Below are 24,580 nucleotides of genomic sequence, written 5' to 3'. Positions count from 1 at the left end.
CCGGCGTCGCTTATTTAACCTTCCTGAACCACGGTCAGCGCGCCAACCCGTGAGTTTTACCCCATCGCCATGGAAACGTGCGGACAATGGGTCTGTACGACCGCTACCTCGCCATGCGAATCCGCCGTCACGACGCGCCCGTCCCCGAACGGGTAGCGGTCGTCCTCACGGAGCGCGACCTCTTAGAGCGCGGGGCCTACCGGACGCTCGAATCGTTCCTCGGGTGGGCGTTCGAACTCGGTGCGGAGCGAATCATGGTGTACATCAGCGTCCTAGACCCCGCCGCGGTGCCGGCGCTCCAGCGTGCCTTTTCCCAACTCCAGAGTCCGCGCCCGCTCGCGGTCAGGGGCCGCGACGACACCGAGCGCGCAGACACACCGGTACAGGTGAGCATCGGGCTAGGCGGGAAACACGAGTTCGCAAAGGCGGTTCAGGCCACCGCAGAGAGCGTCGCTGAGGGGGACCTCTCTCCGGACGACATCGATGAGGCGGTCATCGAAGACCACCTCGTGTTCCCGACCGACCCCGACCTCGTCATCAAAACCGGCGCAGAGCGCCTCTCTGATTTCATGATTTGGCAGTCAGTCTACTCTGAACTCTACTTCACGGACGTGAACTGGCGAGACTTCCGGCGGCGCGACTACCTGCGCGCGGTGTTGGATTATCAGAATCGCCAGCGGAGATTCGGCCGCTAGGGCGAATTATGCCGCGAGCGAAGCGAGAGGCGGTAATTCGGACTGACAGCCGAACGTTGTTTCGAACCCTGTGAGCAACAAGGAAACGAATTACGCCACCGCACCCCGTATCTCGCCCACCAGCTCGGCGATTGCCTCGCGTTTCAGGACGAGGAACCCCGCAAACACGACGAGAAAACCGAGGATCGTGAGCGCGGTGAGCGTTTCGTGGAGGACGACGACACCGGTAATCGTGGCGACGATGGGCACCAGATAGGTCACGAGTGAGGTTTCGAGCGCGCCGCGCACTTCGAGGAGCGTGAAATAGATGATGAAGGCGAGTGCGGTTGCGATGACGCCGAGATACGCGACGGCGGCGGCCGCTTCGAGCGTCGTGGGGAGCGAAAACGGTTCGCCAATGGCGGTGCTCATGGCGTGGAGAATGACGCCGCCGATGAGCATCGACCAGCCCGAGAGGGCGGATTTATCGAGCGTTGGGTTTGCCCGCTGAATCAGGACGCCACCGAGGGCGACGCCCGACACTTGGACGAGAATCATGAGTCGGCCAACGACTGAGGAGCCAAGCAGGTTTCCGGGGTCGGGACGGATGATGAGGCCAACGCCGACAAAGCCGAGGAGGATGCCAACCGCGCCGACGGCCGAGACGCGCTCTTCGGGGAGCAAGCCAAACGCCCAGAGTGAGGTCAGGATAGGGATGAGACTCTGCATGATGGCGGCGACGCCGCTTGGCACCGTCTGCTGGCCAATGAACAACATCCCATTCGCGGCGACGAGAAACAGCCCGCCTGCGACGATGGCACTCAGATTCGCGCGGCTGGTCGGTCGCCACGTCGCCCGCGAAATGAGGGCGTAGGCGAGCAACAAGATGGCTGCCGTGTCGTAGCGAAACGCCGCGAACAGCACGGGTTCGAGCGATTCGAGGCCGACGGCGATTGCCAGAAACGAAAAGCCCCAACAGAGCGCGAGGGTTGCGAACATGCCGATTGCACGAAAACGGTGGTTCACGAGTGCGCTGATGGTCGCCGGATAATTATTGCTCTCGGTTGCGGGGAATTACTCGATCTGTGTCTCGCGCAGGTCGTCTGCTTCGACACCCTCTAGCTCGCCGTTCGGAAGGTGGTCACGGAAGCGCGTGATGATGCGCTTTGCTTCGTCGAGTTCCGTCCCGCCGAAGGATTTGACGAGCGCGACGGCGCGCTGGGCGCGGGTGCGCCGCCAACTCGCTTCGCGGGCTTCGTAGGTACGAATCGAGCGCAGGAAGTCGATTTTCGAAAACTCCGGCCAATAGGGCGTACAGAAGAACACGGCAGCCTCGTTGCCGTTTGCGTGCCACGGCAGGAAGTTGCTCGTGCGCTCGTCGCCGCCGGTGCGGATGATGAGGTCTACGTCGCGGGCGGGGCCGTCGTAGATGCGTTCTTCGAGGGTTTCGACCGTGATGTCCTCGGGCGAAAGGCTACCGGCTTGGACCGCGCGTGCAACGTCGCGGCTGGCTTCGAGGAGTTCTGCCCGCCCGCCGTAGGCGAGCGCGATGTTCAACCGAAGCCGGTCGTAGTCCTTGGTTCGCTCGTGAGCGTAGTTGATGGTCTCTTGGACGCGTGGGGGCAGCATGTCGAGTTGCCCAATCGCGCGGATTCGCACTTCATTTTCGTGGATGCGGTCTGCGTCTGCGAACTCGGTGAGTTTCTCACAGATGAGGTCGAAGAGGGCTTCACGCTCCTCTTCGGGGCGGTTGAAATTCTCGGTCGAAAAGGCATAGAGGGTGAGTTCCTCGATGCCGAGGTCGTCACACCAAAACAGCAGGTTCTCGGTGGTTTTTGCGCCCTGTCGGTGGCCGTCGGTCGTCTCGTCGCCGTTCGCGTCTGCGTAGCGACGATTCCCGTCTTGAATCACGGCGACGTGCGTTGGCACGCCCGAAATCTCGCGTTCGAGCAGTCGCTCGTACGTCCGTCTGAGTTGCGACCGAACCCACGTGCGCATTCACCTGAGTGGTCTTGCTCTGACTCTATGAGTCTTGTGACCTAACCAGTCGAACGTGCTGACAGTCACGATGGACAGTCGAAAACAGGTGCGCAGGTATTTATGTGTGGGACTACTCACAACGGTTGCAATGGCAAAAGGTACGGTTGACTTTTTCAACGATACCGGCGGCTACGGCTTCATCAAGTCAGACGACTCTGATGAGGACGTATTCTTCCACATGGAAGACGTCGGTGGCCCGGACTTAGAGGAAGGGCAGGAAGTCGAATTCGACATCGAGCAGGCAGATAAAGGTCCCCGCGCAAAGAATCTGGAGCGGCTCTAATCATGGCGAAAGGTACGGTTGATTTCTTCAACGATACTGGCGGCTACGGTTTCATTAAAACGGACGACGCAGACGACGACGTATTCTTCCACATGGAAGACGTCGGCGGTCCTGACCTTGAGGAAGGACAGGAAGTGGAGTTCGATATTGAGCAGGCTGACAAAGGCCCACGCGCAAAGAACTTGGAGAGACTCTAACCATGGCGAAAGGCACGGTTGACTTCTTCAACGACACTGGCGGTTACGGCTTTATCAAGACCGAAGACTCCGACGACGACGTGTTCTTCCACATGGAAGACGTCGGCGGCCCAGACCTCGAAGAAGGGCAGGAAGTCGAATTCGACATCGAGCAGGCCGACAAAGGCCCTCGTGCGAAGAACGTAAAGCGGCTGTAAGGCGGCTTTCGAACGAGATATTTTCACATTTTCACACCCGCCGAGTGGCGACCGTGACGTGTAAACCCCCCCAGTGCTGACTGCGGGGTATGAGCGACGTGCTTGACGAGGACTTATACAAGCGAACGAAGGCGCTGTTAGAGCCGGGTGACATCGAGTTAAACGGGGCAATCGTCCACACCGGCCTCACGAGCGACCAAGACATCGAGATGCACCAAGCCACGCTCGATGTCGGTGACATCATCGCCACCCGCGCGGGCCTTGCAGGCGACACCTACGTCTATTCGGGCAACGATAACCCGAAGTTTTCCTCGAACCAACACCAAGGGTTGACCATCGAAGAAGACGAGTTCGTCTGGGAGTGCCAACAACTGCTTCGGAAGGGTACCTTCCACATCGTCATCTACTACGAGGCGGCGCATAACCACGAGGCAATCCTCGACGACATCCGCGACCTCGGCTTTGAGGTCACGGGCGTGCTCGGCTAACCACCCACGGGGCGACTATTTCACTGTTAGGCACTGAAACCGAGAGGCGCCGCTGTCTTCGTCACTTTGGGTAGGAGTCGATTAACGCCTGAACAGTCAGCGGAAATACGCTTGTAACAATGACCATCTCACGCATAGGTATGTCCGGGGAACTTACATGGGAACGAAGGGGGGAATGGGGGCCCAACAGCGGGCGCAGTCGGAGCTACTTGGATTCTTGCTCGTCACGGTGCTGTCCATCGCGATGGTCAGCTTCATGGTGATTACCGCATCTGGCGGGATTGCAAGTGTTCAAGCCACGGCGGAAGTGAGCAAAGCGGAGACCGCAATGGGGGTGTTCGATATGCGAGCAAGCGCGGTCACGCTCGGAGAATCTGACCTTCAGACGGTCGCCTTTGGCAACACCGGCGAGGGAGAGCTGTTCGTCGACGAAGACGAAGGCTCGATGGTGATTATTCACACCGACTTAGACGGCCACGACACTGTGCTGTACAACAACAAACTCGGCGCGCTCGTCTACAGACAGGGCGACACCGAAATCGCCTATCAAGGCGGCGGCATCTGGCGGCTTGATGAGAGTGGCCAGGCGCGCATGGTTTCTGCGCCCGAGTTCCACTACCGCGAGGCAACGCTCACGGTTCCGGTCATCCGGGTGACGGGTGACGGATCGGTATCCGGTGACAATGCACAGATCCAAGCCACGCGCGGGGCGACCGGTCAAACGGTGTTCCCCGACGCGAGCCGGACTCTCGCGAACGGTGAGCCGTGGTCGAACCCCGGTGCAGAGGGGTCGATGACGGTCGTCGTCCAGTCGCGCTACTACGAGGGCTGGGCGCAGTACTTCGAAACCCGCACGGAGGGGACGGTGACGGTCGATGCGGCGACCCAGACCGTGACGCTCGACCTGACGGTGCCCTACGACATGGGCTGGTTCCGGATGCCTGAAGAGGGTGATTCGCTCCACCTCCGGGCGGTCGATGAAGACCACCCACTCTCTGAGTTCACGGTCACGATGTATCCAGACGACAGCGACAGCGCGTGGTACAACAACCTGAAGTGGTCGTTCGTCTCGAAGCAAGTCGATGAGGAGTTCGAGATTCACCTCAGAAGCACCGGCAACGCGCCCGACGACGGGGAAGCCTGCGATAAGAAGTGGGTGGGGATAACCATCTACTACGAAAACGGCCCTACCTACGAGGGCTGGCAGAACGACGAGGCGTTCAAAACCTCGTGCTACGACGCCGACAACGACGGCGTAGCGGACGAATCGTACCTGTACGCCGATCTCAACTCGATGGACGTCACGATGGACTACTCGTCTATCAGCAACAACGACGTCGTCGGTGGCGCAAGCGGCGTGAGCCTCGACGCAGACCGCCGCGCTGCGAGCGACGCCTTCAACGAAGGGCAAGACACCGAACTCGGCTTGGTATTGAGCAACTATCTCGGTGAGGTTGGCCCAGACATCGACCTCACGGTCGTTGATAAGAGTGCGCAAACCATCAACGAAAGCATCTCTGAGGGCACCATCCACTACGACCAGCGCAGCTACACGCTCTACTTCCTCCACATCACGGAGAACACAGTCGACGTCGAGCTACGCTGACCCAAGCGAGGTGCTTATGCCTGCCGCCTGCTGAATGGCAGGCATGACAGAGGCGGACCTCGGCCCGACTGACCGCGCCATCGTCAACGCCTTCCAGGGCGGGTTTCCCGTTACCGAACGGCCGTTTGAACCCGCCGCCGCGGCACTCCGCGAGCGCGGTATTGACATCTCCGCTGACGACCTTCTCACACGCATTCAATCGCTCGACGAGCGCGGCGTCCTCACGCGCTTTGGGGCGCTCATCAACGCCGAAGCCATCGGCGGAACCGCAACGCTCGTCGCCATGCACGCCCCGCCAGAGCGCTACGACGAGGTCGCAGAACAGGTCAACTCCTTTCGCGAAGTCGCGCACAATTACGAGCGCGAACACCCGCATCTCAACATGTGGTTCGTCGTCTCCGTTGGCGACGCCGCCCGCGTCGAGGAAGTGCTCGCAGAAATCGAGGCAAAAACCGGCCAGCAAACGTACAACCTCCCGAAACAACAGGAGTTCCGCGTCGAAGCCAAGTTCCTGCTCTCCGGGCCACTCTCCGAGGGTGACGTAGACCTCTCGCACCTCGGCCCGGACGTGACGCCCACAGCCCGCACCACGCTCACGCCCGCAGAGCGCGACCTCGTGGTCGAGATTCAAGGCGGCCTCCCTATTACTGCGACGCCGTATGCGGACGTGGCGGCGGCCATTGGTCAGGACACCGAGTGGGTCGTCTCGACCATCAAGCGGTTCAACCAAGAGGGCAAAATCCGTCGCGTTGGCGTCATCCCGAACCACTACAAACTCGGCTACACGGAAAACGGCATGACCGTCTGGAACGTCCCCGACGAACTGCTCTCCGAGGTTGGCCCCGCGATTGCGAGCCTCGACTTCGTGACCCACTGCTACGAACGCCCCCGCCACGAGGGTGTCTGGCCGTACAACTTCTTTGCCATGACCCACGGCCGCACCGAAGAAGAAAGCCAGAAACACATCGGCCTCGTCAAAGAACGCATGAGCGAGTTCTGGGATGTGGGCGACGACGACTGGGATACGCTGTTCTCTTCGCGCATCTTGAAGAAGACGGGCATCCGTATCACCGAACGCGCAACCGCAAACACCGAATGATACCTCTGTTCCACGACTTCAGCGGCGAGACAGTCCTCGTGTTTGGCGGCGGCTCCGTCGGCGCGCGCAAGGCTCGACGCTTCGCCCGCGAGGCGGACGTGGTCGTGGTCAGCCCGGAATTTTCCGATGATTCGTTTGGCGGGACCGCGCGGATTCGTGCCGCGCCGTCGATTCCCGACGTTGGCGAGTGGCTAGACCGCGTCGAACCGGTGCTCGTCGTCGCCGCGACGGACGAACCCGCGTTGAACGAAGCCATCGCGGCAGCGGCCGGAGAACGCCAGACGCTCGTCAATCGCACCGACCAGTCGGGCGAACGCGAGGCGGGCAGCGTCGTCGTGCCCGCGACCGTCCACGACGACCCCGTGACGGTGGCGATTTCCACCGGCGGGGCGAGTCCGGCGCTCTCGAAACTGCTCAGACAGCGCATCGAAGCCGACATCGCGGGTGCCGGTGCGATGGCAGAACTGACGGGCGAACTCAGGCTCGAACTCCAGTCTGCGGCCGTCGCCCCCGAGGCACGCCGCGAGGCCATCCGCGCGGTGGTCAAATCTGACCGCGTTTGGAAGGCTTTAGGTACTGGGAAAGCAAAAGCGCGCAACGAGGCACAGAGCGTGATAGACGAAACAGTCGTTGGCGGTGATTTTGATGCGTGAGGCAGGCGTCATCTCGGGCGTGAGCGTGTCGCACAAAAACGCGTGCGTAGAGACGATTGAAGCGGCGTGTGCAGACGACCAGCGAACCGGCGTTGAGTCGCTGCTCGCGGAAGAGGGCGTCAAAGAGGCGTTCGTTCTCCAGACGTGCAATCGCGCCGAGGCGTACGTCGTCACGGCCACGCCCGAACTCGGCGGCCGCATCCTCGCAGACTACGTCGAAGCCGTTCCTGAGGACGCCGTTGTCTCGCTCACCCACGAAGACAGCCTGCGCCACCTCATGCGCGTGGCAGCGGGCTTAGAGTCGCTCGTCATCGGTGAAGACCAGATTCTCGGCCAGTTGCGCACCGCCTATCTCGACGCGAGCGGTGTTGGCGGCCTCGGCCGTCTGCTCGACGACGGCATCGCCAAGGCCATCCATGTCGGCGAGCGCGCCCGCACGGAGACGGAAATCAACGAAGGAACCGTCTCACTTGCGAGCGCGGCTACGTCCCTCGCCGCCCGCGAATGCGACCTCGAAGACGCCACCGCCCTCGTCATCGGCGCGGGCGAGATGGGATCGCTCGCGGCCACGTCACTCGCAGACACCGTTTCGACGCTCTACGTTGCGAACCGAACCGTCCCCCGAGCAGAAGCCATCGCAGAGGTGCTCGAAACCGAGGCGACGGCCATCTCACTCGACGACGTTCCCGCCGTCGTCGCGGACGTGTCGCTCATCATCACCGCGACCGGTAGCCCGGAACCGGTGCTCTCTGAGAAGACGCTCTCGAAGGCAGCGGAGACGCTCATCATCGACCTCGCCCAACCCCGTGACGTCGCCCTTTCTGCGGCGTCGCTTCCGGGGATCACCATCTTCGACTTAGACCGGCTCGAATCGGTCACCGACGAGGCCCACGAACAGCGCAAAGCCGCCGCTCAGCGCGTCTCTGAGATGATCGACCGCGAGTTCGACCACTTACTCGCCCAGTACAAGCGAAAACGGGCAGACCGCGTGATTGCGGCGATGTACGAGAGCGCAGACCACCTAAAGACCCGCGAGTTGCAGACGGCGTTCTCCCAACTCGAGGCAACCGGCGACCTGACCGACGAACAGCGCGAGATCGTCGAATCGCTCGCCAACTCGCTGGTCGGCCAGTTGCTCGCCGCACCGACCAAAAGCCTGCGCGACGCCGCAGAAGAGGACGACTGGACGACCATCAACACGGCACTCCAGCTGTTCAATCCCGAGTTCGGCGCAGAGCCGCCGGCGTTCGTCAAAGCGATGTCCGAGCCTGACCGCCCCGATTCCGCCGCGACGAGCGCCGAAGACGACTGATTTGCCGACTATCGCCCGGTGGTGAATTAGCTATTTCTCCAGCGAACGCGTACGTTTCTCCGACCGTTCGGCCGCAAGACGCGGCGACCGGAGAGGAATGGTATGACAATCAGAGATATTGCGCGGCCACGAGAGGAACTCGTCTCCGCGACGAAGGAGACGCCGGTAACAGAACTCGCGACGATGATGCGAGAGCGAACCGTCGGGAGTGTCGTCATCGAAGAGCGCGGGAAACCAATCGGCATCGTCACCGACCGTGATTTGGCGATGAAAATCGTCGCCGCGGGCAAGAACCCTCGTGACCTGACCGCCGCGGACGTGATGAACGGCAACACCATCACCGTGGATGCCGACGACGGTGTCTTCGACGTCTGCCGGACGATGCGCGAGAGCGGGGTACGACGGGTGCCCGTTATGGACAACGGCGAGCTTGCAGGCATTCTGACGCTCGATGACATTATCGTCTTACTCGAAGACGAGCTCCACGACCTCTCAGAGGTTATTCGGTCTGAGTCGCCGCCATACGCGCTTCCGTAGGCACACCACTAGCAAAAACGGTTATTTCAATCGAGCGAGTGGTTAGGGTATGGCAGACCTGCTCTCCGACGACGAAATCGCCTCCCGGCTCCCGAGCGGGTGGGAGCGAGACGGCGACGAGATTACGCGCACCTACGAGTTCGACGACTACCTAGATGGCGTCGAGTTCGTCACGAACATCGCAGAAATCGCCGATGATGAGTTCCATCATCCGGAAATCACCATTGGTTACAAGCAGGTCGAAGTGCGGCTCACGAGCCACGAAGAAGGCGGCATCACTGAGAAGGATACGCACCTCGCGGGGCGGTTCAACGACGAGCAGTGAGCCACGCACGCTACGTGTTCGAGATTCGCGTTCGCCCAGAGAGCGCCCGTGATGACCTCACGCTATCACCCGCGGAGATGTCGGTCAAGCTCTACAAGGATGCAGCACAACCGGGTGAAGACGGCTGGTTGTTCTTCAGAGACTACCTCTGGCGTGGCAACCTGAACGACGCAACCGCGTTCACACGCGACCTTGAAAACGCATTTTCGCTGCGCGTCGTCGGCGTTGAGTTCAAAGGTCTCCAGACCTCGACTGCGTATCTCGACGCGCTGAAAGACGAGATCCACGGCCATCTCGACCTGTTCAACGCGGATTCGGTGGACGAAGTGGTCTCTAAGTATCTCGGCAGTTCGATTCAGGTCACGTAAGCGGAAAAGGACTTATCGGCCCATGTCGTAGGTTCCGTGAATGGTCGTCGCTGACTACGACTTTTGGCTGTTTGATTTAGACGGCACGCTCATCGACGTGGAGTGGCGCTACACCCGCGAGGTGTTCGACCGGGTTGGCGACCGCCTCGGCCGGCAGTTCTCAGACCGCGAAGCCGAAATCCTCTGGCACGGCCTCGGCGGGAAGCGCGAGGACAAACTCACCGAGTGGGGCATCGACCCGGCGGCGTTCTGGCCGGCGTTTCATGCGGTCGAAGACCCGACTGCTCGCGCCGAGGCCACGTATCTCCACGACGATGCCACCTTCGTCGCAGACCTTTCGACGCCGGTTGGCCTCGTCACGCACTGTCAGCCGTTTCTCGCCCACCCGGTGCTCGCGCATCTCGACATCGGTGACTGGTTCGACACCATCGTTTGCTGTAGCGATGATTTAGGGTGGAAGCCAGACCCCGGCCCCGTCTCGTTCGCGATGCGCGAACTCGGTGTGTCACCTGACGCACACGGCGTGCTCGCAGGCGACGGCTCGAACGATATCGGCGCGGCGTGGAACGCTGGGCTTGACGGGATTCACGTCGAACGCCACGACCCCCACCGGCGCGGTGAGTGCGTTCTCGGGGATTATCGCATCACGTCGTTCGAGGAGTTGTGGAAAAACAGCACACTGAATCGTTCGAAACAGCCGCCCGCAGAAGATTAGTCGTAGGTGTCTTGTGGGTCTTCGAGTCGCGCCCCCATCACGGTTTCTTCGACCGTTGTGACCGTCGAATTGACACGCAAGTCGTGACCGCACTCTGGACACGGGAGTGCCAGTACGACGACGACGTCACCGTTTCGATGTTCGATGCCTAACACTTCTGTGTCTGAGGGGTACAGGTATTCCGCCTCAAGTGGATGCGCGCAGCTCATGTGCCACCACCGGAATCCGGCGTATGGTATAACGTCGCACGACTGGTTATAAACTTCGGCGGCCGGTTAGGGCCGGTCGTAGCCGGACAACGCGGCGAAAACGTCATCCGCCGCCGCAATCGCTTCAGATAGCGCGCGAACACCCGGTTTTTCCACACGGTCAGGATTTCCGTACACGTTGACCGTCTCCGTTCCGAGCGAGACGAAGCCAAGTTCCAGTTTCTCGGCGGTGACCCGAAGGCCGAGGCCGACATCTGCACTACCGGTCGCAACCTTCCGTGCCGGACTCTCGTGGGCTTTCACGGTGTGGTCGAAGCCCACAATCGCCGCTACGAGGTCGTGGCGCGTCTGGCCGCGGTCGGCTGCGAGCGCCGCCAGCGCCTCCGTGAGCGAGGTTCTGAGCCCGGATGCAGACGAGCGGTTGCTGAACCGGAGGTCGCGGTCGACGAGGTCTGCAAGCCCGGTCACTTCGTTCGGATTCCCCGCCGGAACGACGAGTCCCCACTCGCGCGTCCACGACCCGAGCGAGACGGCGTCGAACTCCGGCTCGCCACCCATCGACGTTACCGCAACATCGGCGATGCCGTTGCGGAGCCGTCTGAGCCCTTCGCGGCTCCCCATCGAGAGATAGCGCGGTCGCGTCACGTTGTCGAGTAGCCGAGATAGTGCGGGGTCGTCTTCGCCCACACCGAACACGGTCGGCGGGACGATGTCCGGCGAGAACAGCGACACCGAAACGGCTTCACCCATATCGAGAAACGAGGTGTCGGGGTGTACTTCGACGACGCCGTCTGCTTCGACAAGGCTCGTCGTCGCGCCGCTTCCTTTGTCCACCGGGTAGACGAGCAGGTCGCCCGCGCCGTTTTCGACCAAGCCGACGGGCATGAGTCGCATCCGACCTTCAGCGTAGCGCTCGCGGACGGCCATTTTTCCAGAAACAGTCGCCGCCGCGGGTTCGGGAAGCCCTGCCGCCGCGCGGATGGCGGGTGCGACAAAGGCTTGGAAAATGGTGAGCGCGGACACCGGATACCCCGGCAGCCCGATGTACGCAGAGTGTTCGAGGCGGCCGATGAGCATGGGTTTGCCTGGCTTTACGGCCACGCCGTGGAGCACCAGCTCGCCCTGGTCATCGATGACGCGGTAGATGACGTCCACCGCGGATGCGCTCGTGGAGCCAGAGGAGAGGACGAGGTCGCACTCGCTCGCCGCCTTCGTCAACAATCGCTCCATCTCGTCGTAGTCGTCGCCCGCGTGGGGGTACAACACGGCTTCGCCGCCCGCGTCCTCGACGCCCGCGGCGATGGTGGTGCTGTTCACGTCGAAAATCTGCCCGGCGGCGCTGTTGAGCGACTCGCCCGGTCGGACGAGTTCGTCACCGGTCGAGACGATGCCGACGCGCGGCTTTGCCCGGACGGGAACCTCGTCTATTCCGAGCGCCGACAGTAGGCCAATCTCGCGGGGCGTGATGCGGGTTCCGGGGCCAAGGGCGCGTTCTCCGGCCGCGATGTCTGCTCCCGCGAGCATCACGCTGTCACCGGGCGCGACGGCGGTTCGAAACGCGATTTCGCCGTCGCGTTCGTCGGTGCGCTCGACCATGACTACGGCATCCGCACCGGGTGGCATCACCGCGCCGGTCGAGATCTCGACGCACTCACCTTCACCAACTGAGACGGCTGGTTCTGTGCCTGCGTGCACTTCACCGACGAGCGACAACACCGCCGGATTCGCTTCGTCCGCGCCGAAGGTGTCGCGCGCCTGCACCGCGTAGCCGTCCATACTCGCGCGGTCGAAACCGGGCACGTCGAGGTGGGCGTCGATGCGCTCTGCGAGCACCCGACCGCGAGACGCTGCGAGCGACACGGTTTCTGTGCGCCCGCCAAGTTCCAGCGACGCAATCGAGTCGTGGGCCTCGTTCGGCGTGGCGAGGTCGTGGAACTCTTTTCTGCTCACGCGAGCCACTCCCAGTTCTGTACCGCGACGGTTTCCCCGCTCGCAATCCCCTCACTCGATTCTGGCACTTCGACCCAGCCGTCTGCGAGCGCGACGCTCGACAACACGCCGGAGCCACTCGCCCGCGTCGGGGTGGCCACGCGCTCGCCGTCTTCCTCGCTGAGGCGTACGCGGACGAAGGTTCGGTCGCCCACGTCGCTGTGTATCTTTCGCCCGAGGCGGGCTTCGACCGTCGGGAACGAATCGAGTGGCAGCCCGCCAGCCCACTTGAGCGCCGGACGGAGGAACTGGACGGCGTTGATGATGCACGCGACGGGATAGCCCGGCAGCATGATAATTGGGGTGTCAGCAACGACGCCAAGGGCGACCGGGTGGCCGGGCTTGAGCGCGACGCCGTGGACGACCACCTCACCGATCTCTGCGATGACTTCTGGAATCAGGTCGCGCTCCCCGACTGACGAACCGCCGGTCGTGACGATGATGTCCGAATCGAGATTATTGTCGACCGCTTCGCGGAGGCTTGTCTCGTCGTCAGTCACGATGTCGTGGTAGCTCGCATCGCCACCCCAGCGTTCGACCAGTCTCGAAATCGTCAGCCCGTTTGTCTCGATGACCTCGCCGGGTTCGGGGTTTTCCTCCACAAGTTCTTCGCCGGTCGGGATGACGGCCACGCGAGGCGGTTCGTACACCGTGACCTCGCGCACGCCGGTCGATTTGAGCAGGCCGAGGTCGGAGGGGCGCAGTCGGTGGCCCGCTTCGTAGAGTTGTTGGCCCTCCTCGACGTCCTCGCCTTCGGGAGCGACGTTCTCGCCTTCTGCCACGGCGTCGAACACTTCGAGGTCGTCGCCAACCAGCTCTGCATGTTCGACCATTACGACGGCGTCCGCGCCGGGCGGGATTTCGCTCCCGGTGTGCACCCGGACGGCGTCGCCGGGCGCGACTTCGTCTGAGGCCACGCGTAGGAGGTTCGGCGCTCTGCTTGAGGCGCCGAACGTGTCTTCAGCCCTGACCGCAAACCCGTCCATCGCCGCGCGGTCGTAGTGAGGCACGTTTTGCCCGCTCGTCACGGCTTCGGCCAGCACACAGCCGTCTGCCTCGACGAGCGAACGGCGGACAGTCCGCTCGTGTCGTGTGGTTACGTCCCGAAGACGGGTGCGGGCGGTGGAGACGCGGGTGAGCTCTTTGAACCCGGCGTCTCGGAGGAGGTCGCTCATGGCTGGCCCCTACGTCGCGGCCGACAAAAAGCACCCGGGCGAATTCCCGCTACCGGGGGCTTTTTCGCTCCTGCGTCCATAGCCATGGGTATGTCAGCGCTGCGCGATGCTCTGCGAGACCTTCCAGACGCAGTGTTCGCAGACCTCCTCGAAAACGACGACTCGTACCTCCTCGTGATTGACTTCCCCGGCGTCACGAAAGACACCGTGGATGTGCGTGTTGAGAACGGACGACTCCACATCGAGGCGCGCCGAGAGAAAGACCTCCCGACCGAATACCGGTATCTTCGGGAAGACCGCTCTATGTTCCTCGACGTAGACCTGCCGCTCCCGCCGAAGGTGACCGGGACGGAAGCAGAGGGGTCTGTGTCGCGTGGTGTGCTCGAAATCACCCTCCCGAAATGGCGTGCCGCTCCCGGGACGAGCATTCCCATCAGTGACGAATAGGGGGTTCCAAAGTCAGTGAACCTTCGTCCGTACCGACGGTTTTTCACCGTCGCCAGACAGTTTTTACCGCTGCTCCTCGCCTACGCGCGTGACCGACGCCGGTTCTTGCTGTTCGGTGGGCGTAGAACCGTCACCCCGGAGATTCGCCGCCAGCGAGCACAGGCGCTCCTCGATGCGATGCTGACACTCGGGCCGACGTTCATCAAGCTCGGCCAGTTGCTCTCTACGCGCCCGGATATTCTCCCACCGGAGTACATACACGAGTTCACCAAACTCCAAGACAGCGTCCCGCCCGCGCCGTGGCCGGAGGCCAAACAGGTCATCGAAACCGAACTCGGCCCAATAGACGCGGAGTTCGATACCTTCGAGACAGACGCCATCAGCGGCGCGAGCCTTGGACAGGTGTACTACGCCGAACTCAACGGCCAAGCCGTCGCCGTCAAGGTGCGCCGACCCAACATCGAAGACCTCGTCGAAGCCGACCTGCGGGTCATCCGCTGGAGTCTGCCGGTGCTGATGCGGTTTACCGGCACGGCGCGGGCGTTCTCGCTCGAAAACCTTGCAGACGAATTTGCGAGAACTATTCGCGAGGAGATGGACTACCGCCGCGAGGGGCAGATGCTCACGGAGATTCGCGCGAATTTCGAAGACGAAGACCGAATCGTGATTCCCCGCGTCATCGAATCGCACTCCGATTCGCGCGTCCTCACGATGGAGTACGTGAGCGGGACGAAAATCAACGATATCGAAGACATCGACGCGATGAACGTCGACCGCTCGGTGCTCGCCGAGACCCTCCAGCGCATCTATCTGCAGATGATTATCGACGATGGCGTGTTCCACGCAGACCCACATCCCGGAAACCTCGCGGTGCGCCCGGACGGCAAAATCGTCTTCTACGACTTCGGGATGAGCGGGCGGGTAGACGAGTTCGTCCAGCAGAAAATCATCGAGTTCTACATCGCGGTTGCGAACCAAGACATCGAAGGCATCCTCGACGCGCTCATCGAGATGGGGACGCTCAGCCCGGATGCAGACCGCCGGGTGATGGGCGACGTAATGGAACTCGCCATCGCTGATGCACGCGGTGAGAACATCGAACAGTATCGCGTCCAGCAAATTGTGAGCCAGGTCGAAGACACCATCTACGAGTTCCCGCTTCGCCTGCCGTCGAATCTTGCGCTCGTGTTGCGCGTGGCGACGGTGGTAGAGGGCGTCTGCGTGACGCTCGACCCCGATTTCGACTTTATCTCGGTTGCGACGCAGTATCTCACCGAGCAGGGCTACCGCGAGGCGGGGGTCAAGCAGTTCCTAGAAGACCGCAGCGACGAGGTGAAACAGGCGGCGTGGTCGGGGCTTCGTACGCCACCGAAGCTCGAACGCGCGCTTGACCGTGTCAACCGCGATGACTTCTACGTGCGTGCGGATATCGAGGACTCTGATGGTCACCTCACGCGCCTCGCAAAGCGGCTTATCTACGGCATGTTGCTCTCGGTTGGGCTGATTGCGACCGCGGTGCTCTACGCGTTTGCGACGCCCGAATCGAGCGCGGTGGCGGGCGTGTTCTCGCTCGCAATCGCTGGGTTGCTCTATCTCTCCTTTCGCAAACGTCGTGGGATTCGGGCGACTCCGCAGTTTACGCGACAGAACCTTCGCCAGCGCCAGGGCAAATAGGGGCGAACAAACGACACGGTCGTGGGCGCGAAGCGGTGTGTCGTACACCCGCGGGACGCTTCGCGGTTGTCAGTCAGGACATGGCGTCGCTGGCCGCTCCTTTGGCTAAAAACGCTTGGCAAAACCCCGTTACTTTTCTCCGACTCGGCTGTTACTCTGGGTATGCAAATCGACTCGTTCGGCCTCGAACGCTGGTTCGCCCGGTACGAAGCGGATGCCGACATCATGCTCGCAGAGAGTGGGATTCGGTCGCTTTCGGCGAGCCGATTCGACACCGATCCCGGGAAACTCGGTTACGTCATCCCGACCAACGGCGACGAGGAGTTGCGCGAACAGCTCGCCGCCCGCTACGACCGAAGCGTGGACGAAGTCATCTTCACCTGTGGTGCACAGGAGGCGAACTTCCTCGTGTTCCTTGCCTTGCTCGGGCAGGGCGGCCACGCGGTGACGGTCACGCCCACCTACCAGTCACTTCACGCGATTCCGGACGCCTTTGGCGAGGTGACGACGGTCGAACTCGACGCGCCGACGTGGGAACTCTCCGTGGACGCCGTCACCGAGGCAATTCGCGAGGACACTCGCCTCATCGTCGTCAACAACCCGAACAACCCCACGGGGAAATACCACGACGCGGAGACGATGGCTGCGCTGTACGACCTCGCCGTCGAACACGACGCCTACCTGCTCGTAGACGAAGTCTACCGGCTGCTCGCAGAGAATCCGCACCCGCCAGCGGCGAGCCTCGGCCGACGCGCCATCAGCACGGCCAGCCTCTCGAAGGCGTACGGCCTCGCAGGCCTGCGCTTTGGGTGGATTGTCGGCCCGCCAGAGGTCGTGCAAGCGGCGTGGCACTGGAAAGATTACACGACCATCTCGCCTTCCCAGTTCGGCCAACACGTCGCCGGGCAAGCGTTCGAGCGCGAAGACGAACTGCTCGCAGAGAGCCGCGAGATTGCCGCCACGAACCGTGCGCTCGTCGCAGAGTTCGTCGATGCGTGGGACTTAGCGTGGTTCGAACCGGTTGGCGTGAACGCGTTTATCGAGATTCCCGACGCGTTTTCGAGCGGAAAAGAGTTCTGTCAGGCGGTCGTGGGAGAAGAAAGCGTTGTCCTCGCGCCGGGTGAGTTCTTTGGCTATCCAGACCGATTTCGACTGGGATTTGGGTTGCCCACGGCGGAGTTGCGAGAGGGCCTCTCACGGCTTGAAACCTGTCTCCGGCGGCACGAATAGCGTTCCAAACCGTTTATACAGTCTCGTGGAAAAAGCAGACACATGGCGAAGCAACAAGGCGAGGTCCGCGACCTCCAGGAAGGTAGCTACGTAATGATCAACAACGTTCCGTGTCTCATCACTTCCTACAGCACGGCAAAGCCCGGCAAGCACGGCAGTGCAAAGGCCCGTGTCGAGGGGAAGGGCGTCTTCGACAGCAAAAAGCGTAGCTTCTCCCAGCCAGTCGACGCAAAAGTCTGGATTCCAATTATCGAGCGAAAACAGGGACAGGTCGTGAGCGTCGAAAGCTCCGACGTCGCTCAGGTCATGGACCTCGATACCTACGAAACCTTCTCCATCAAGGTTCCCGGCGACAAGACGCTGACGCCGGAAGACGAAATCGAATACCTCGAGATGGACGACCAGCGCAAAATTATCTAAATGTTCCCGGGCGCGCTGGCTTCTCGCACCGACGCTTCGTACGTCATTCTCGGCGCGCCGCTTGACATTTCTACTTCGTTCCAGCCGGGGGCCCGATTCGGCCCCGGACGCATCCGGCAGTACGCGGAGAACTTTGACGACTACGACCACCGGACGGACGCGCATTTTACTGACTTGCAGGTTGCAGACGAGGGCGACCTCCACGCGTGGGACGACGCGGTTGACTACCTCAACTTCTTACAGGGGATGGTCACCGATATCGAGCGTGACGAGGCGCTTCCCATCCTCCTTGGCGGCGAGCACACGGTGACCGTGGCGGGCGTGCGAGCAACCGCCCCCGACACGTTCGTCTGTCTCGACGCCCATCTCGACCTCCGCGAGGAATATGCTGGAAACCCACTCAGCCACGCGACCGTCACCCGCCACGCCCTCGAAGTCACAGACGAGGCCATCATCCTCGGCGCGCGAACGGGCAACAAAGCCGAGTGGGAACGCGCCGCAGACGGCGACGTGACCGTAATTCCCCCCGAAGACGTGGCCGAGTGGACGTACGAGGGCGACGGTGCGGTTTACCTGAGCGTGGACATCGACGCCGCAGACCCCGGCTTCGCCCCGGGGACGGGGACGATGGAACCGTACGGCCTCACACCGCGTGAGATGCGTGATGTTGTTAGAGAGGTCGCCCCACATGCCGTCGGCTTCGACGTGGTTGAGGTGAACGACCGCGACGACGGGCAGACGGCGACGCTCGGGGCGAAACTGTGCAGAGAATTCGTCTTCTCACACGCCGATTCAGCGTGAACTACCCCGCCCTACTCAGTAACGCTTCGCGTTGCTTCCTTGAGGACGGGGCTTCCTGCTTCTGTGACGCGACTTGCATCCACAACGATGGACGAGGAATCGCCACCGTCGGTGGACATAGCGGTTGCAGTCTCCACAGGCGTGTCTTCGGAGTGAACCACTCCTAGTTTCTTGAGTCCTCGACTGAGGACGTTGAGAGACGCATTCCAATCCCTATCCGTTTCAAACCCACACGACGGACACGAATGCCCACGAACCCACAACGGCTTGTACACCGATGTTCCACATGACGCACAATCTAAGGTCGTGTTCTCTGGTTTGACTGTGACCACGTAGCACCCGTTCTTCCGACCGTGGTGCTTGAAAATAGTGATGAGGTCACGCCACCCGACTTCGGCCTTGTTGCGGGCGTTCTGCGCCCCTTCGAGCATCCCTTTAACGTTCAAGTCTTCGAGGAACACAGCCTTGTAGTGCGTCGTGTAGTAGTGTGCGAGTTTGTTCTTGAAGTCCCACTTCATCTCGTTCATCCGAGCGTGGACTTTCGCCACTCGCCGACGTTGCTTATCCCAGTTTTTCGACCCGTATGTTTTGCGAGACGACGCTCGTTGCTCGCGTTCGAGTCGGTCTCGGTCGTCGGACAGGTCAAGACGGTCAACGACAACACCGTTTGAGTCGTGGATGTAGTTGAAAACTCCGAGGTCGATACCCACACAGTCGTCCACTGAGAGTGATTCGACTGGTGGTTTCACGGGTTCTTCTACGTCGATGCAGAACGAGGCGTACCATGCGCCAGTGGGTTCTTTCTTTACCGTGACTTCCGCGATTTCGGCGTCTTCGAGGATGTCGCGGTGGAGGCGGATTGGAATCCAGCCGATTTTCGAGAGGTACAGCAACCCACGTCCGTTCGGGCCACTCTTGTGGTCGAGTTTGAAGCCTGATTGGTTGTACGTGAAACTGCGGAACTCTCGTGGTTTCTTCCAGTTCAACGAGCCGACGTTGTAGCCTTTCGCTTTGAGTTTCCCGAGATTGGTGATGTTTCGAGCGATGCGCTCGATGTGGGTTTGCAAGACCTTCGAGTACACGTCTTGCAGGTCTGTCCACCACGTTTTGAGTTCGGGTAGCTCATTTCTGAGTTGTCGGACTCTCTGTTTCACGGTTCCCTCGGATTCGGGGATTTGATTGAATCGGTAGAGGCCGTGATTGTAGACTTGTCGTACGGTGTTTCGAGTCCAGTCACGGTCTTCGCGTTGCTTCTCGGTGGGCAACAAGCGGAAGTGTGGACTGTACTCCATACGACTTGTCAAAATATACGAAACAGAGTGTATTTATGGTATGGATTAGGATGTTTGCAACTCGTGCGGGTGCTGTATCCCCTCCGTACTCGCTCACTTCGTTCGCTCCTTGAGGGAGAGGGCTTAGCACTCTACTTTTCAACCTAAAAACGGGAACGGGGCCGGCTATTACCCGGGGGTCACCCGGCGTGCGAGTCCCCGTGCTGTTCGGACAATCCGATTCTTTGTTCGTCGAGGTAATCGACGCCAAACGAATGCGGCTTTGCGGAATTTTCCCATTGGGAATCAACTCCGTTGTCCGACCCGCGAAGGCGGGTAGTCGCTTTGTCATCGCCGCATTTCTTAACGTTGGTGGCTAATTTGAATCCATGAAACTCACTGACCTCGTCTCGCGCTACGATGAGCGCCTTCGCACCGCAGACTACGCGTTCGACGTGAGCGCGAACGGATTGCAGGTCGGCCCCGACGAGAAGGACGTCTCAACCGTCGCCTTCGGCGTGGACGCCGCCGTCTCGACCATCGAAGCTGCGGCCGACGAAGGGGCGGACGTGTTCGTCGTCCACCACGGCCTCTCGTGGGGCGGTATCGAGCGCGTGACCGGCGCGACTTACGAGCGCATTCGCCTGCTCTTGGAGAACGACATCGCCCTTTACGCCTCACACCTCCCCCTTGACGGGCACGAAGAACTCGGCAACGCCGCCGGTATCGCAGACTTGCTTGCGCTCGAAGACCGCGAGCGATTCGGTGCGGAGGCTGCAGAATACATCGGGCTTCGTGGGTCGGCTCCCGACCCGCTTTCCGTGACTGACCTCCGCGAAGCACTCGTTGGCCTCGACAATGGCGGGCAGGGCGTGCAGATACTCGACCACGGTCCCGACGAAATCGAGCATATCGGCATCATCACCGGGAGCGGAACCGACTGGCTCCCGGAAGCAGAAGCGGTGGGCGTAGACGCGCTCATCACGGGCGAGGGGAAACAGCCTGCCTACCACGAGTCGAAGGAAGCGGGCATCCACGTCGTGCTTGCTGGCCACTACGCGACCGAGACGTTCGGGGTGCGTGCGCTCCAGAGCCTCACCGAACAGTGGGGACTGGAGACAGCGTTCATCGGTGAACCGACGGGACTCTAGCCTACGGATTGCGGCCGTATTCGAGGTGGTCTATCTGCTGTTCTAAGTCGTGGACAGACTCATCGAGGACGGCTCGCTCCTCATTGACGCCGCGCATGAACACGAGGCCGACGGCGAGCGGGAGGCCAAAGACCACCACGCCCGACAGCACGATGAGGAACAGGTCGGGGGCAGAGGGGAGCACCGACAGGGGAGGGACAGCGGGTGCCATACTGCATGAGTCTTGCTACCATCTCATAAGCGTTGTAGCCGCCACAGACCGCGCCGTTCAAACCTTCGCAACCCACACCCTGTGACAATGAGCGACGACGCAGATCACGAACTCCCACCCAGAGAGGAGTTCCACCACGACCCAATCGGCCACACCGACGTGTGGGCGGGCATGACCGTTGGCGAGCTCGTCTCCGAGTACGGTCACGCCGGAATCGGCGCAGCAGACCTCCACGAAGCCGTGGACATCTACGCTGAGATGATTGGCAACGATGACGTGACCAACTTCTTCGGCCTCGCAGGCGCGATGGTTCCCACGGGGATGCGAAACCTCGTGGCCGACCTCATCCGCGACGGCCACATCGACGTGCTCGTGACGACCGGCGCGAACCTCACCCACGACGCCATCGAGGCTATCGGCGGCAAGCACCACCACGGCCGCGACCATGACGGCGAATCCACGCCACGCGACTTCGACGAAAAACTCCGCGACGAGTGGGTCGACCGCATCTACAACGTCTATCTCCCCCAGGAGCATTTTACTGCCTTTGAAGGCCACCTCCGCTCCGAAGTGTTCCCGAACATCGACCGGACGGTGACCATTCAGGAACTCACCGAAGAACTCGGCCGCGCGAACGCCGAGATAAATGAGCGCGAGGGCATCGAGGAGGACGCAGGTATCGCTGCCGCCGCCTACGAGAACGACGTGCCAATCTACGTCCCCGCGATTCAAGACTCCGTGCTCGGCCTGCAGGCGTGGATGTACTCGCAGGTCAACGAGTTCAGCCTCGACGCGCTCTCGGACATGACCGGCCTCACCGACATCGCATTCGACGCAGAGCAGGCAGCCGCGATGGTCGTCGGCGGTGGCGTCCCGAAGAACTTCGTCCTCCAGACGATGCTCGTCGTCCCCGACGCCTACAACTACGCCGTCCAACTTACGATGGACGCGCCGAACACGGGCGGTCTTTCCGGGGCAACCCTTGATGAAGCCCGCTCGTGGGGCAAGTTGGAGAAGGCAGCGCGAAACGTCTCGGTGTACGCAGACGCCACAATCACCCTCCCACTCGTGGTTGCGGGAGCACGCGAGAGGATTCAGGAGTAGATACGCTTCTACCGCGAGTGAGGCTTCCGAACGAGCGGGACAACGCGTGACCACCGGGAACGCGGCAGTCTTTTTGGTCCAGCTTTTTGCCCGACCGAGCCTCGCGAGGGAGGTGAAAAAAAGGTGGGAGGTGACGATAACCTTGCCACTCGTGGTTGCTGGGGCGCGCGAGAAGATTCAAGCCCAGTAATACGCCCGTAAATACCACGACCGACTGGGCGCGTGTGTTGCATTTTCGCCCGTCCGAGGTGCGCTTTTCTCCCACGTCCGAGACGCCAACGTATGGCTTCAGAAACACAGACGAATTCGGTCACACGAACCGTCTCGACCAACTGGCTCGGCGCGGCCGTCGCCGGACTCCTCGCAACGCTTGCCTTCGGCGGGTTCCAAACTGCGATGGGGAGCAGCGGCGTCATCGCAAACGCCCTCCCCGCCCTCTACGGGATTCAGGGACCAGCCCTCGCCGCTGGCTGGGGAATCCACCTAGTCCACGGCGCGATATTCGGCATCGTCTACGCCGCGTTCGTCTCCACGGAGCCACTCCGGGAGTACGCCGCAAAACTCCCGACGGGAGCCGTTCTCGGCATCGCTTTCAGCGTACTCCAGACGATCGTCGCGGTTGGCTTCATCATGCCCCTCTGGCTGCAAGCGGTGGGCTTCCCCGCCGCGCCACCCGTTCCGAACCTCGCACTGTCGAGCTTCATCGGGCACGCTGTCTACGGCGTCGTCCTTGGCGCGCTTTACCCAGTCCTCGCCACGAAATTCTAATCCCCATCAGTCCGCTTTTACCACGTCGAGCAACTCCTCAGGATAGAGGGGTCGCTCGCCAAACTCCATCCCACCGCCGAGCGGCCGCCAGAACACCTCGTCCGCCTCGGGGTCGTATCCCCGCCCCACGAGCACCTCGTCGTTTCGCCGCACGAGTCCGAGCACCACCGGCCGAATCTTGCGCCAGCTCATCGCTCGCTGGTTCTCAGGTCGCCTCGAAAAATGTTCCCCAGAAGAAAACTGACTTGCTCGTTCGCTGGATAACTGCAGGTGGCCAATGACGAGGCACCGACTCCGAACCAACCTAGGCAGTTGGTGATGCGGAGCCCTATGAGTGCCGAGGCCTGCTTTCTAACCAACACATCTCACCAACAAGTCTGACCCTGAAAAACGAGACCAGAACCGCTGCTTACCATGCCACAGAACCCTATCTTTCAAACGAGCGAGTGGACACAGAAACGCCACCACGCCGAAGTCTACGTGGCCCCCAGTACGCGACGATTGCACCGGTCGTAACGACAAGTAGGACGACCATCGTGAGGCTTGCAGGGTCGGATTCGAGAATTGGGAACATCCCCTGTGACCAGTTCCACGTCGTGTGAAAGAGCAGTGCGGGCAGGAGGCTCGCGTTCGTGTTGTTGTACACCCACGTCATGAGGACGGAGAGCAGGGTTACCGAGACGGTGAACCCGACGAACGAACTCTGATAGTAGATCGTCTCACTCGGGATGTAGAACAGCGGGACGTGCCAGAGTGCCCAGATGAGCCCCACCGCAATCCCACCGCCGAGTGCAGAAAACCGTGCTTGCAACGGCCCGAGCAGGTATCCTCTCCAGCCGAACTCCTCCTGAACGGGGCCACCCAACAACAGGATGACCACGAATGCGATAGGGAGGATGAGGAGGCTCCCGGCCCACGGGAACGACGGCACCGTCTCGGTCACGACTGCCACCCCAAGCGAGAGCAACACGATTGCTGGTGCGAGAACGAGTGTCGGGATGAGCCAGCGCTTCGGGAAATCCAGTTGCACGGCTCGCCTTGCGAGATGCCTTGCTCCACCGACCCCGTTCGCATACGTTACGAGGACGAACGCGGCCAGGGTCGGGCCAAACGCGCCGATACTGGGGAGCGTTGGAACACTTTCGAGGACCCCCTCGGCGACAAGTGCTTGTGGCACCCACATCCCCCACGAGAACCCGAATGTGAGCACGAGGAACGCGACAACCCCTCCCCATCCGACATCGGCAGAGTCGGCTGATGGGGCACCGGCTTTCACACCGCTAGTTCGACTACTGAGAGCTTATAACTGCTGCGCGCGGCGGTTTGGTCGCATCTAGCCCACTCGATACCCTCCTCGAAAAAAGCGTGCCCCGGTCGTAATTATGAGATGCTTCTGTCCCTTCTCTGGATTGCGTGCGAGTCGTGAGTGCCGGGAGTTGTTTTCTAGCTATATACTCTCGCCCGTTTTGTTCTGGCAGGTTGTCGAGTTCGAGCACCGCCTCGTCAATCCCTTGTTCGAACACGACGATACACAGGCGCGTTTCCTGCTGAGAGTCGGCCTGGACAAATGAGCTATTTATCTCGACAATTCCCTACAAACTACTTGCCCGACAGAAATAATGGGGTAAATGTATTT

General features: G+C 61.4%; 30 protein-coding genes. 21 read left to right on the top strand and 9 right to left on the bottom strand.

Annotation, left to right across the window (positions count from 1 at the left end):
• Nucleotides 1-86 precede the first annotated feature (86 nt).
• Nucleotides 87-695, top strand: a complete 609-nt coding sequence (locus tag V5N13_RS05625) for an undecaprenyl diphosphate synthase family protein (protein WP_336359961.1) — start codon at nucleotides 87-89, stop codon at nucleotides 693-695.
• A 90-nt stretch (nucleotides 696-785) separates the two neighbouring features.
• Here V5N13_RS05625 and V5N13_RS05620 read toward each other — a convergent pair whose 3' ends face one another.
• Nucleotides 786-1,673: a DMT family transporter gene (locus V5N13_RS05620; protein ID WP_336359960.1), complete on the bottom strand. Its 888-nt coding sequence runs from the start codon at nucleotides 1,671-1,673 to the stop codon at nucleotides 786-788.
• Between the two features lie 75 nt (nucleotides 1,674-1,748).
• The gene (gene uppS / locus V5N13_RS05615) at nucleotides 1,749-2,672 is read right to left on the bottom strand and encodes a polyprenyl diphosphate synthase (RefSeq protein WP_336359959.1); all 924 of its coding nucleotides are present in this window, start codon (nucleotides 2,670-2,672) and stop codon (nucleotides 1,749-1,751) included.
• A gap of 130 nt (nucleotides 2,673-2,802) precedes the next feature.
• On the opposite strand from uppS, the gene V5N13_RS05610 reads away from it, so the two are divergent.
• The 12 genes from V5N13_RS05610 (at nucleotide 2,803) to V5N13_RS05555 (ending at nucleotide 10,494) form a co-directional block, all read left to right on the top strand.
• Nucleotides 2,803-2,997 carry a cold-shock protein gene (locus V5N13_RS05610; RefSeq protein WP_332899871.1) on the top strand — a complete coding sequence of 65 codons (195 nt, stop codon included), beginning with the start codon at nucleotides 2,803-2,805 and terminating at the stop codon, nucleotides 2,995-2,997.
• A gap of 2 nt (nucleotides 2,998-2,999) precedes the next feature.
• Complete coding sequence (locus V5N13_RS05605) at nucleotides 3,000-3,194, top strand: cold-shock protein (RefSeq protein ID WP_332899870.1); 195 nt, start codon at nucleotides 3,000-3,002, stop codon at nucleotides 3,192-3,194.
• A gap of 2 nt (nucleotides 3,195-3,196) precedes the next feature.
• Nucleotides 3,197-3,391 carry a cold-shock protein gene (locus V5N13_RS05600; RefSeq protein WP_332899869.1) on the top strand — a complete coding sequence of 65 codons (195 nt, stop codon included), beginning with the start codon at nucleotides 3,197-3,199 and terminating at the stop codon, nucleotides 3,389-3,391.
• 89 nt (nucleotides 3,392-3,480) lie between these two features.
• Nucleotides 3,481-3,879, top strand: coding sequence for a DUF5778 family protein (locus tag V5N13_RS05595; protein WP_336359958.1), 399 nt, complete (start codon nucleotides 3,481-3,483; stop codon nucleotides 3,877-3,879).
• A gap of 157 nt (nucleotides 3,880-4,036) precedes the next feature.
• The gene (locus V5N13_RS05590; RefSeq protein ID WP_336359957.1) at nucleotides 4,037-5,485 is read left to right on the top strand and encodes a DUF7289 family protein; all 1,449 of its coding nucleotides are present in this window, start codon (nucleotides 4,037-4,039) and stop codon (nucleotides 5,483-5,485) included.
• Between the two features lie 43 nt (nucleotides 5,486-5,528).
• Complete coding sequence (gene ahbB, locus V5N13_RS05585) at nucleotides 5,529-6,584, top strand: siroheme decarboxylase subunit beta (protein ID WP_336359956.1); 1,056 nt, start codon at nucleotides 5,529-5,531, stop codon at nucleotides 6,582-6,584.
• A complete protein-coding gene (locus V5N13_RS05580; protein WP_336359955.1) occupies nucleotides 6,581-7,237 on the top strand; it encodes a precorrin-2 dehydrogenase/sirohydrochlorin ferrochelatase family protein in 657 nt (218 codons plus the stop codon). The genes ahbB and V5N13_RS05580 overlap by 4 nt, the downstream gene beginning before the upstream one ends.
• Complete coding sequence (gene hemA / locus V5N13_RS05575) at nucleotides 7,230-8,549, top strand: glutamyl-tRNA reductase (RefSeq protein ID WP_336359954.1); 1,320 nt, start codon at nucleotides 7,230-7,232, stop codon at nucleotides 8,547-8,549. Before V5N13_RS05580 ends, hemA begins: the two co-directional genes overlap by 8 nt.
• A 102-nt stretch (nucleotides 8,550-8,651) precedes the next feature.
• Nucleotides 8,652-9,086, top strand: coding sequence for a CBS domain-containing protein (locus tag V5N13_RS05570; RefSeq protein ID WP_336359953.1), 435 nt, complete (start codon nucleotides 8,652-8,654; stop codon nucleotides 9,084-9,086).
• Between the two features lie 49 nt (nucleotides 9,087-9,135).
• On the top strand, nucleotides 9,136-9,411 hold the full coding sequence (locus tag V5N13_RS05565) for a 4a-hydroxytetrahydrobiopterin dehydratase (RefSeq protein ID WP_336359952.1): 276 nt from the start codon (nucleotides 9,136-9,138) through the stop codon (nucleotides 9,409-9,411).
• Nucleotides 9,408-9,779 carry an LWR-salt protein gene (gene lwrS / locus V5N13_RS05560; RefSeq protein WP_336359951.1) on the top strand — a complete coding sequence of 124 codons (372 nt, stop codon included), beginning with the start codon at nucleotides 9,408-9,410 and terminating at the stop codon, nucleotides 9,777-9,779. Before V5N13_RS05565 ends, lwrS begins: the two co-directional genes overlap by 4 nt.
• A 40-nt stretch (nucleotides 9,780-9,819) precedes the next feature.
• Entirely contained in the window at nucleotides 9,820-10,494 is a 675-nt protein-coding gene (locus tag V5N13_RS05555) for an HAD family hydrolase (RefSeq protein ID WP_332899860.1), read from the top strand.
• On the opposite strand, the gene V5N13_RS05550 is transcribed toward V5N13_RS05555, so the two are convergent.
• From V5N13_RS05550 to V5N13_RS05540, 3 genes are all read right to left on the bottom strand, one after another.
• On the bottom strand, nucleotides 10,491-10,703 hold the full coding sequence (locus tag V5N13_RS05550) for a hypothetical protein (RefSeq protein WP_332899859.1): 213 nt from the start codon (nucleotides 10,701-10,703) through the stop codon (nucleotides 10,491-10,493). The two genes, V5N13_RS05555 and V5N13_RS05550, sit on opposite strands and share 4 nt — an antisense overlap.
• A gap of 66 nt (nucleotides 10,704-10,769) precedes the next feature.
• Nucleotides 10,770-12,662 (bottom strand): molybdopterin biosynthesis protein, encoded by a 1,893-nt coding sequence (locus V5N13_RS05545; RefSeq protein ID WP_442905063.1) that lies wholly within the window; start codon nucleotides 12,660-12,662, stop codon nucleotides 10,770-10,772.
• Entirely contained in the window at nucleotides 12,650-13,867 is a 1,218-nt protein-coding gene (locus V5N13_RS05540) for a molybdopterin molybdotransferase MoeA (RefSeq protein ID WP_336359949.1), read from the bottom strand. The genes V5N13_RS05545 and V5N13_RS05540 overlap by 13 nt, the downstream gene beginning before the upstream one ends.
• 90 nt (nucleotides 13,868-13,957) lie before the next feature.
• Between V5N13_RS05540 and V5N13_RS05535 the strand changes: the two genes are divergently transcribed.
• The 5 genes from V5N13_RS05535 to speB all read left to right on the top strand — a co-directional run bounded on the left by V5N13_RS05535 (nucleotide 13,958) and on the right by speB (nucleotide 18,439).
• Nucleotides 13,958-14,314 (top strand): Hsp20/alpha crystallin family protein, encoded by a 357-nt coding sequence (locus V5N13_RS05535; protein WP_332899856.1) that lies wholly within the window; start codon nucleotides 13,958-13,960, stop codon nucleotides 14,312-14,314.
• 15 nt (nucleotides 14,315-14,329) lie between these two features.
• Nucleotides 14,330-15,988 (top strand): ABC1 kinase family protein, encoded by a 1,659-nt coding sequence (locus V5N13_RS05530; RefSeq protein WP_336359948.1) that lies wholly within the window; start codon nucleotides 14,330-14,332, stop codon nucleotides 15,986-15,988.
• 162 nt (nucleotides 15,989-16,150) lie between these two features.
• A complete protein-coding gene (locus V5N13_RS05525) occupies nucleotides 16,151-17,218 on the top strand; it encodes an aminotransferase class I/II-fold pyridoxal phosphate-dependent enzyme (RefSeq protein WP_336359947.1) in 1,068 nt (355 codons plus the stop codon).
• A gap of 42 nt (nucleotides 17,219-17,260) precedes the next feature.
• Nucleotides 17,261-17,638 carry a translation initiation factor IF-5A gene (locus V5N13_RS05520; RefSeq protein ID WP_332899853.1) on the top strand — a complete coding sequence of 126 codons (378 nt, stop codon included), beginning with the start codon at nucleotides 17,261-17,263 and terminating at the stop codon, nucleotides 17,636-17,638.
• Nucleotides 17,639-18,439 (top strand): agmatinase, encoded by an 801-nt coding sequence (speB, locus tag V5N13_RS05515; RefSeq protein ID WP_336359946.1) that lies wholly within the window; start codon nucleotides 17,639-17,641, stop codon nucleotides 18,437-18,439. It begins immediately after the preceding gene.
• An 11-nt stretch (nucleotides 18,440-18,450) separates the two neighbouring features.
• On the opposite strand, the gene V5N13_RS05510 is transcribed toward speB, so the two are convergent.
• Nucleotides 18,451-19,731: an RNA-guided endonuclease InsQ/TnpB family protein gene (locus tag V5N13_RS05510; protein WP_336359945.1), complete on the bottom strand. Its 1,281-nt coding sequence runs from the start codon at nucleotides 19,729-19,731 to the stop codon at nucleotides 18,451-18,453.
• A 368-nt stretch (nucleotides 19,732-20,099) separates the two neighbouring features.
• Between V5N13_RS05510 and V5N13_RS05505 the strand changes: the two genes are divergently transcribed.
• Nucleotides 20,100-20,861 carry a Nif3-like dinuclear metal center hexameric protein gene (locus V5N13_RS05505; protein ID WP_336359944.1) on the top strand — a complete coding sequence of 254 codons (762 nt, stop codon included), beginning with the start codon at nucleotides 20,100-20,102 and terminating at the stop codon, nucleotides 20,859-20,861.
• 1 nt (nucleotide 20,862) lies between these two features.
• Here V5N13_RS05505 and V5N13_RS05500 read toward each other — a convergent pair whose 3' ends face one another.
• A complete protein-coding gene (locus V5N13_RS05500; RefSeq protein WP_336359943.1) occupies nucleotides 20,863-21,072 on the bottom strand; it encodes a hypothetical protein in 210 nt (69 codons plus the stop codon).
• An 87-nt stretch (nucleotides 21,073-21,159) separates the two neighbouring features.
• Here V5N13_RS05500 and V5N13_RS05495 point away from each other — a divergent pair, with 87 nt between their 5' ends.
• Nucleotides 21,160-22,176 carry a deoxyhypusine synthase gene (locus V5N13_RS05495; RefSeq protein ID WP_336359942.1) on the top strand — a complete coding sequence of 339 codons (1,017 nt, stop codon included), beginning with the start codon at nucleotides 21,160-21,162 and terminating at the stop codon, nucleotides 22,174-22,176.
• 282 nt (nucleotides 22,177-22,458) lie between these two features.
• Complete coding sequence (locus tag V5N13_RS05490; RefSeq protein ID WP_336359941.1) at nucleotides 22,459-22,944, top strand: histidine kinase; 486 nt, start codon at nucleotides 22,459-22,461, stop codon at nucleotides 22,942-22,944.
• Between the two features lie 6 nt (nucleotides 22,945-22,950).
• Here the strand turns inward: V5N13_RS05490 and V5N13_RS05485 are convergent, their stop codons facing one another.
• Together V5N13_RS05485 and V5N13_RS05480 are read right to left on the bottom strand one after the other, a co-directional pair.
• Nucleotides 22,951-23,136, bottom strand: a complete 186-nt coding sequence (locus tag V5N13_RS05485) for a hypothetical protein (protein ID WP_336359940.1) — start codon at nucleotides 23,134-23,136, stop codon at nucleotides 22,951-22,953.
• A gap of 235 nt (nucleotides 23,137-23,371) precedes the next feature.
• Entirely contained in the window at nucleotides 23,372-24,220 is an 849-nt protein-coding gene (locus V5N13_RS05480; protein ID WP_336359939.1) for a type II CAAX endopeptidase family protein, read from the bottom strand.
• Nucleotides 24,221-24,580: the final 360 nt, after the last annotated feature.

Source organism: Haladaptatus sp. ZSTT2, assembly GCF_037081775.1.
Classification (GTDB): domain Archaea; phylum Halobacteriota; class Halobacteria; order Halobacteriales; family Halococcaceae; genus QDMS2.
The sequence above is the reverse complement of the archived record's forward strand: the minus strand, read 5'-3'. Positions and strand labels throughout refer to the sequence as shown.

Excerpts from the sequence above, each read along its gene's own strand:
- speB (WP_336359946.1), top strand. The coding sequence starts at position 17,639 with ATGTTCCCGGGCGCGCTGGCTTCTCGCACCGACGCTTCGTACGTCATT.
- V5N13_RS05495 (WP_336359942.1), top strand. The coding sequence starts at position 21,160 with ATGAGCGACGACGCAGATCACGAACTCCCACCCAGAGAGGAGTTCCAC.
- V5N13_RS05565 (WP_336359952.1), top strand. The coding sequence starts at position 9,136 with ATGGCAGACCTGCTCTCCGACGACGAAATCGCCTCCCGGCTCCCGAGC.
- V5N13_RS05500 (WP_336359943.1), bottom strand. The coding sequence starts at position 21,072 with ATGGCACCCGCTGTCCCTCCCCTGTCGGTGCTCCCCTCTGCCCCCGAC.
- V5N13_RS05625 (WP_336359961.1), top strand. The coding sequence starts at position 87 with ATGGGTCTGTACGACCGCTACCTCGCCATGCGAATCCGCCGTCACGAC.
- V5N13_RS05610 (WP_332899871.1), top strand. The coding sequence starts at position 2,803 with ATGGCAAAAGGTACGGTTGACTTTTTCAACGATACCGGCGGCTACGGC.
- V5N13_RS05550 (WP_332899859.1), bottom strand. The coding sequence starts at position 10,703 with ATGAGCTGCGCGCATCCACTTGAGGCGGAATACCTGTACCCCTCAGAC.
- V5N13_RS05600 (WP_332899869.1), top strand. The coding sequence starts at position 3,197 with ATGGCGAAAGGCACGGTTGACTTCTTCAACGACACTGGCGGTTACGGC.
- V5N13_RS05580 (WP_336359955.1), top strand. The coding sequence starts at position 6,581 with ATGATACCTCTGTTCCACGACTTCAGCGGCGAGACAGTCCTCGTGTTT.
- V5N13_RS05605 (WP_332899870.1), top strand. The coding sequence starts at position 3,000 with ATGGCGAAAGGTACGGTTGATTTCTTCAACGATACTGGCGGCTACGGT.
- V5N13_RS05485 (WP_336359940.1), bottom strand. The coding sequence starts at position 23,136 with ATGAGCTGGCGCAAGATTCGGCCGGTGGTGCTCGGACTCGTGCGGCGA.
- ahbB (WP_336359956.1), top strand. The coding sequence starts at position 5,529 with ATGACAGAGGCGGACCTCGGCCCGACTGACCGCGCCATCGTCAACGCC.
- V5N13_RS05525 (WP_336359947.1), top strand. The coding sequence starts at position 16,151 with ATGCAAATCGACTCGTTCGGCCTCGAACGCTGGTTCGCCCGGTACGAA.
- V5N13_RS05520 (WP_332899853.1), top strand. The coding sequence starts at position 17,261 with ATGGCGAAGCAACAAGGCGAGGTCCGCGACCTCCAGGAAGGTAGCTAC.
- hemA (WP_336359954.1), top strand. The coding sequence starts at position 7,230 with ATGCGTGAGGCAGGCGTCATCTCGGGCGTGAGCGTGTCGCACAAAAAC.
- V5N13_RS05590 (WP_336359957.1), top strand. The coding sequence starts at position 4,037 with ATGGGAACGAAGGGGGGAATGGGGGCCCAACAGCGGGCGCAGTCGGAG.
- uppS (WP_336359959.1), bottom strand. The coding sequence starts at position 2,672 with ATGCGCACGTGGGTTCGGTCGCAACTCAGACGGACGTACGAGCGACTG.
- V5N13_RS05570 (WP_336359953.1), top strand. The coding sequence starts at position 8,652 with ATGACAATCAGAGATATTGCGCGGCCACGAGAGGAACTCGTCTCCGCG.
- V5N13_RS05490 (WP_336359941.1), top strand. The coding sequence starts at position 22,459 with ATGGCTTCAGAAACACAGACGAATTCGGTCACACGAACCGTCTCGACC.
- V5N13_RS05595 (WP_336359958.1), top strand. The coding sequence starts at position 3,481 with ATGAGCGACGTGCTTGACGAGGACTTATACAAGCGAACGAAGGCGCTG.
- V5N13_RS05505 (WP_336359944.1), top strand. The coding sequence starts at position 20,100 with ATGAAACTCACTGACCTCGTCTCGCGCTACGATGAGCGCCTTCGCACC.
- V5N13_RS05535 (WP_332899856.1), top strand. The coding sequence starts at position 13,958 with ATGTCAGCGCTGCGCGATGCTCTGCGAGACCTTCCAGACGCAGTGTTC.
- V5N13_RS05620 (WP_336359960.1), bottom strand. The coding sequence starts at position 1,673 with ATGTTCGCAACCCTCGCGCTCTGTTGGGGCTTTTCGTTTCTGGCAATC.
- V5N13_RS05555 (WP_332899860.1), top strand. The coding sequence starts at position 9,820 with ATGGTCGTCGCTGACTACGACTTTTGGCTGTTTGATTTAGACGGCACG.
- V5N13_RS05510 (WP_336359945.1), bottom strand. The coding sequence starts at position 19,731 with ATGGAGTACAGTCCACACTTCCGCTTGTTGCCCACCGAGAAGCAACGC.
- V5N13_RS05540 (WP_336359949.1), bottom strand. The coding sequence starts at position 13,867 with ATGAGCGACCTCCTCCGAGACGCCGGGTTCAAAGAGCTCACCCGCGTC.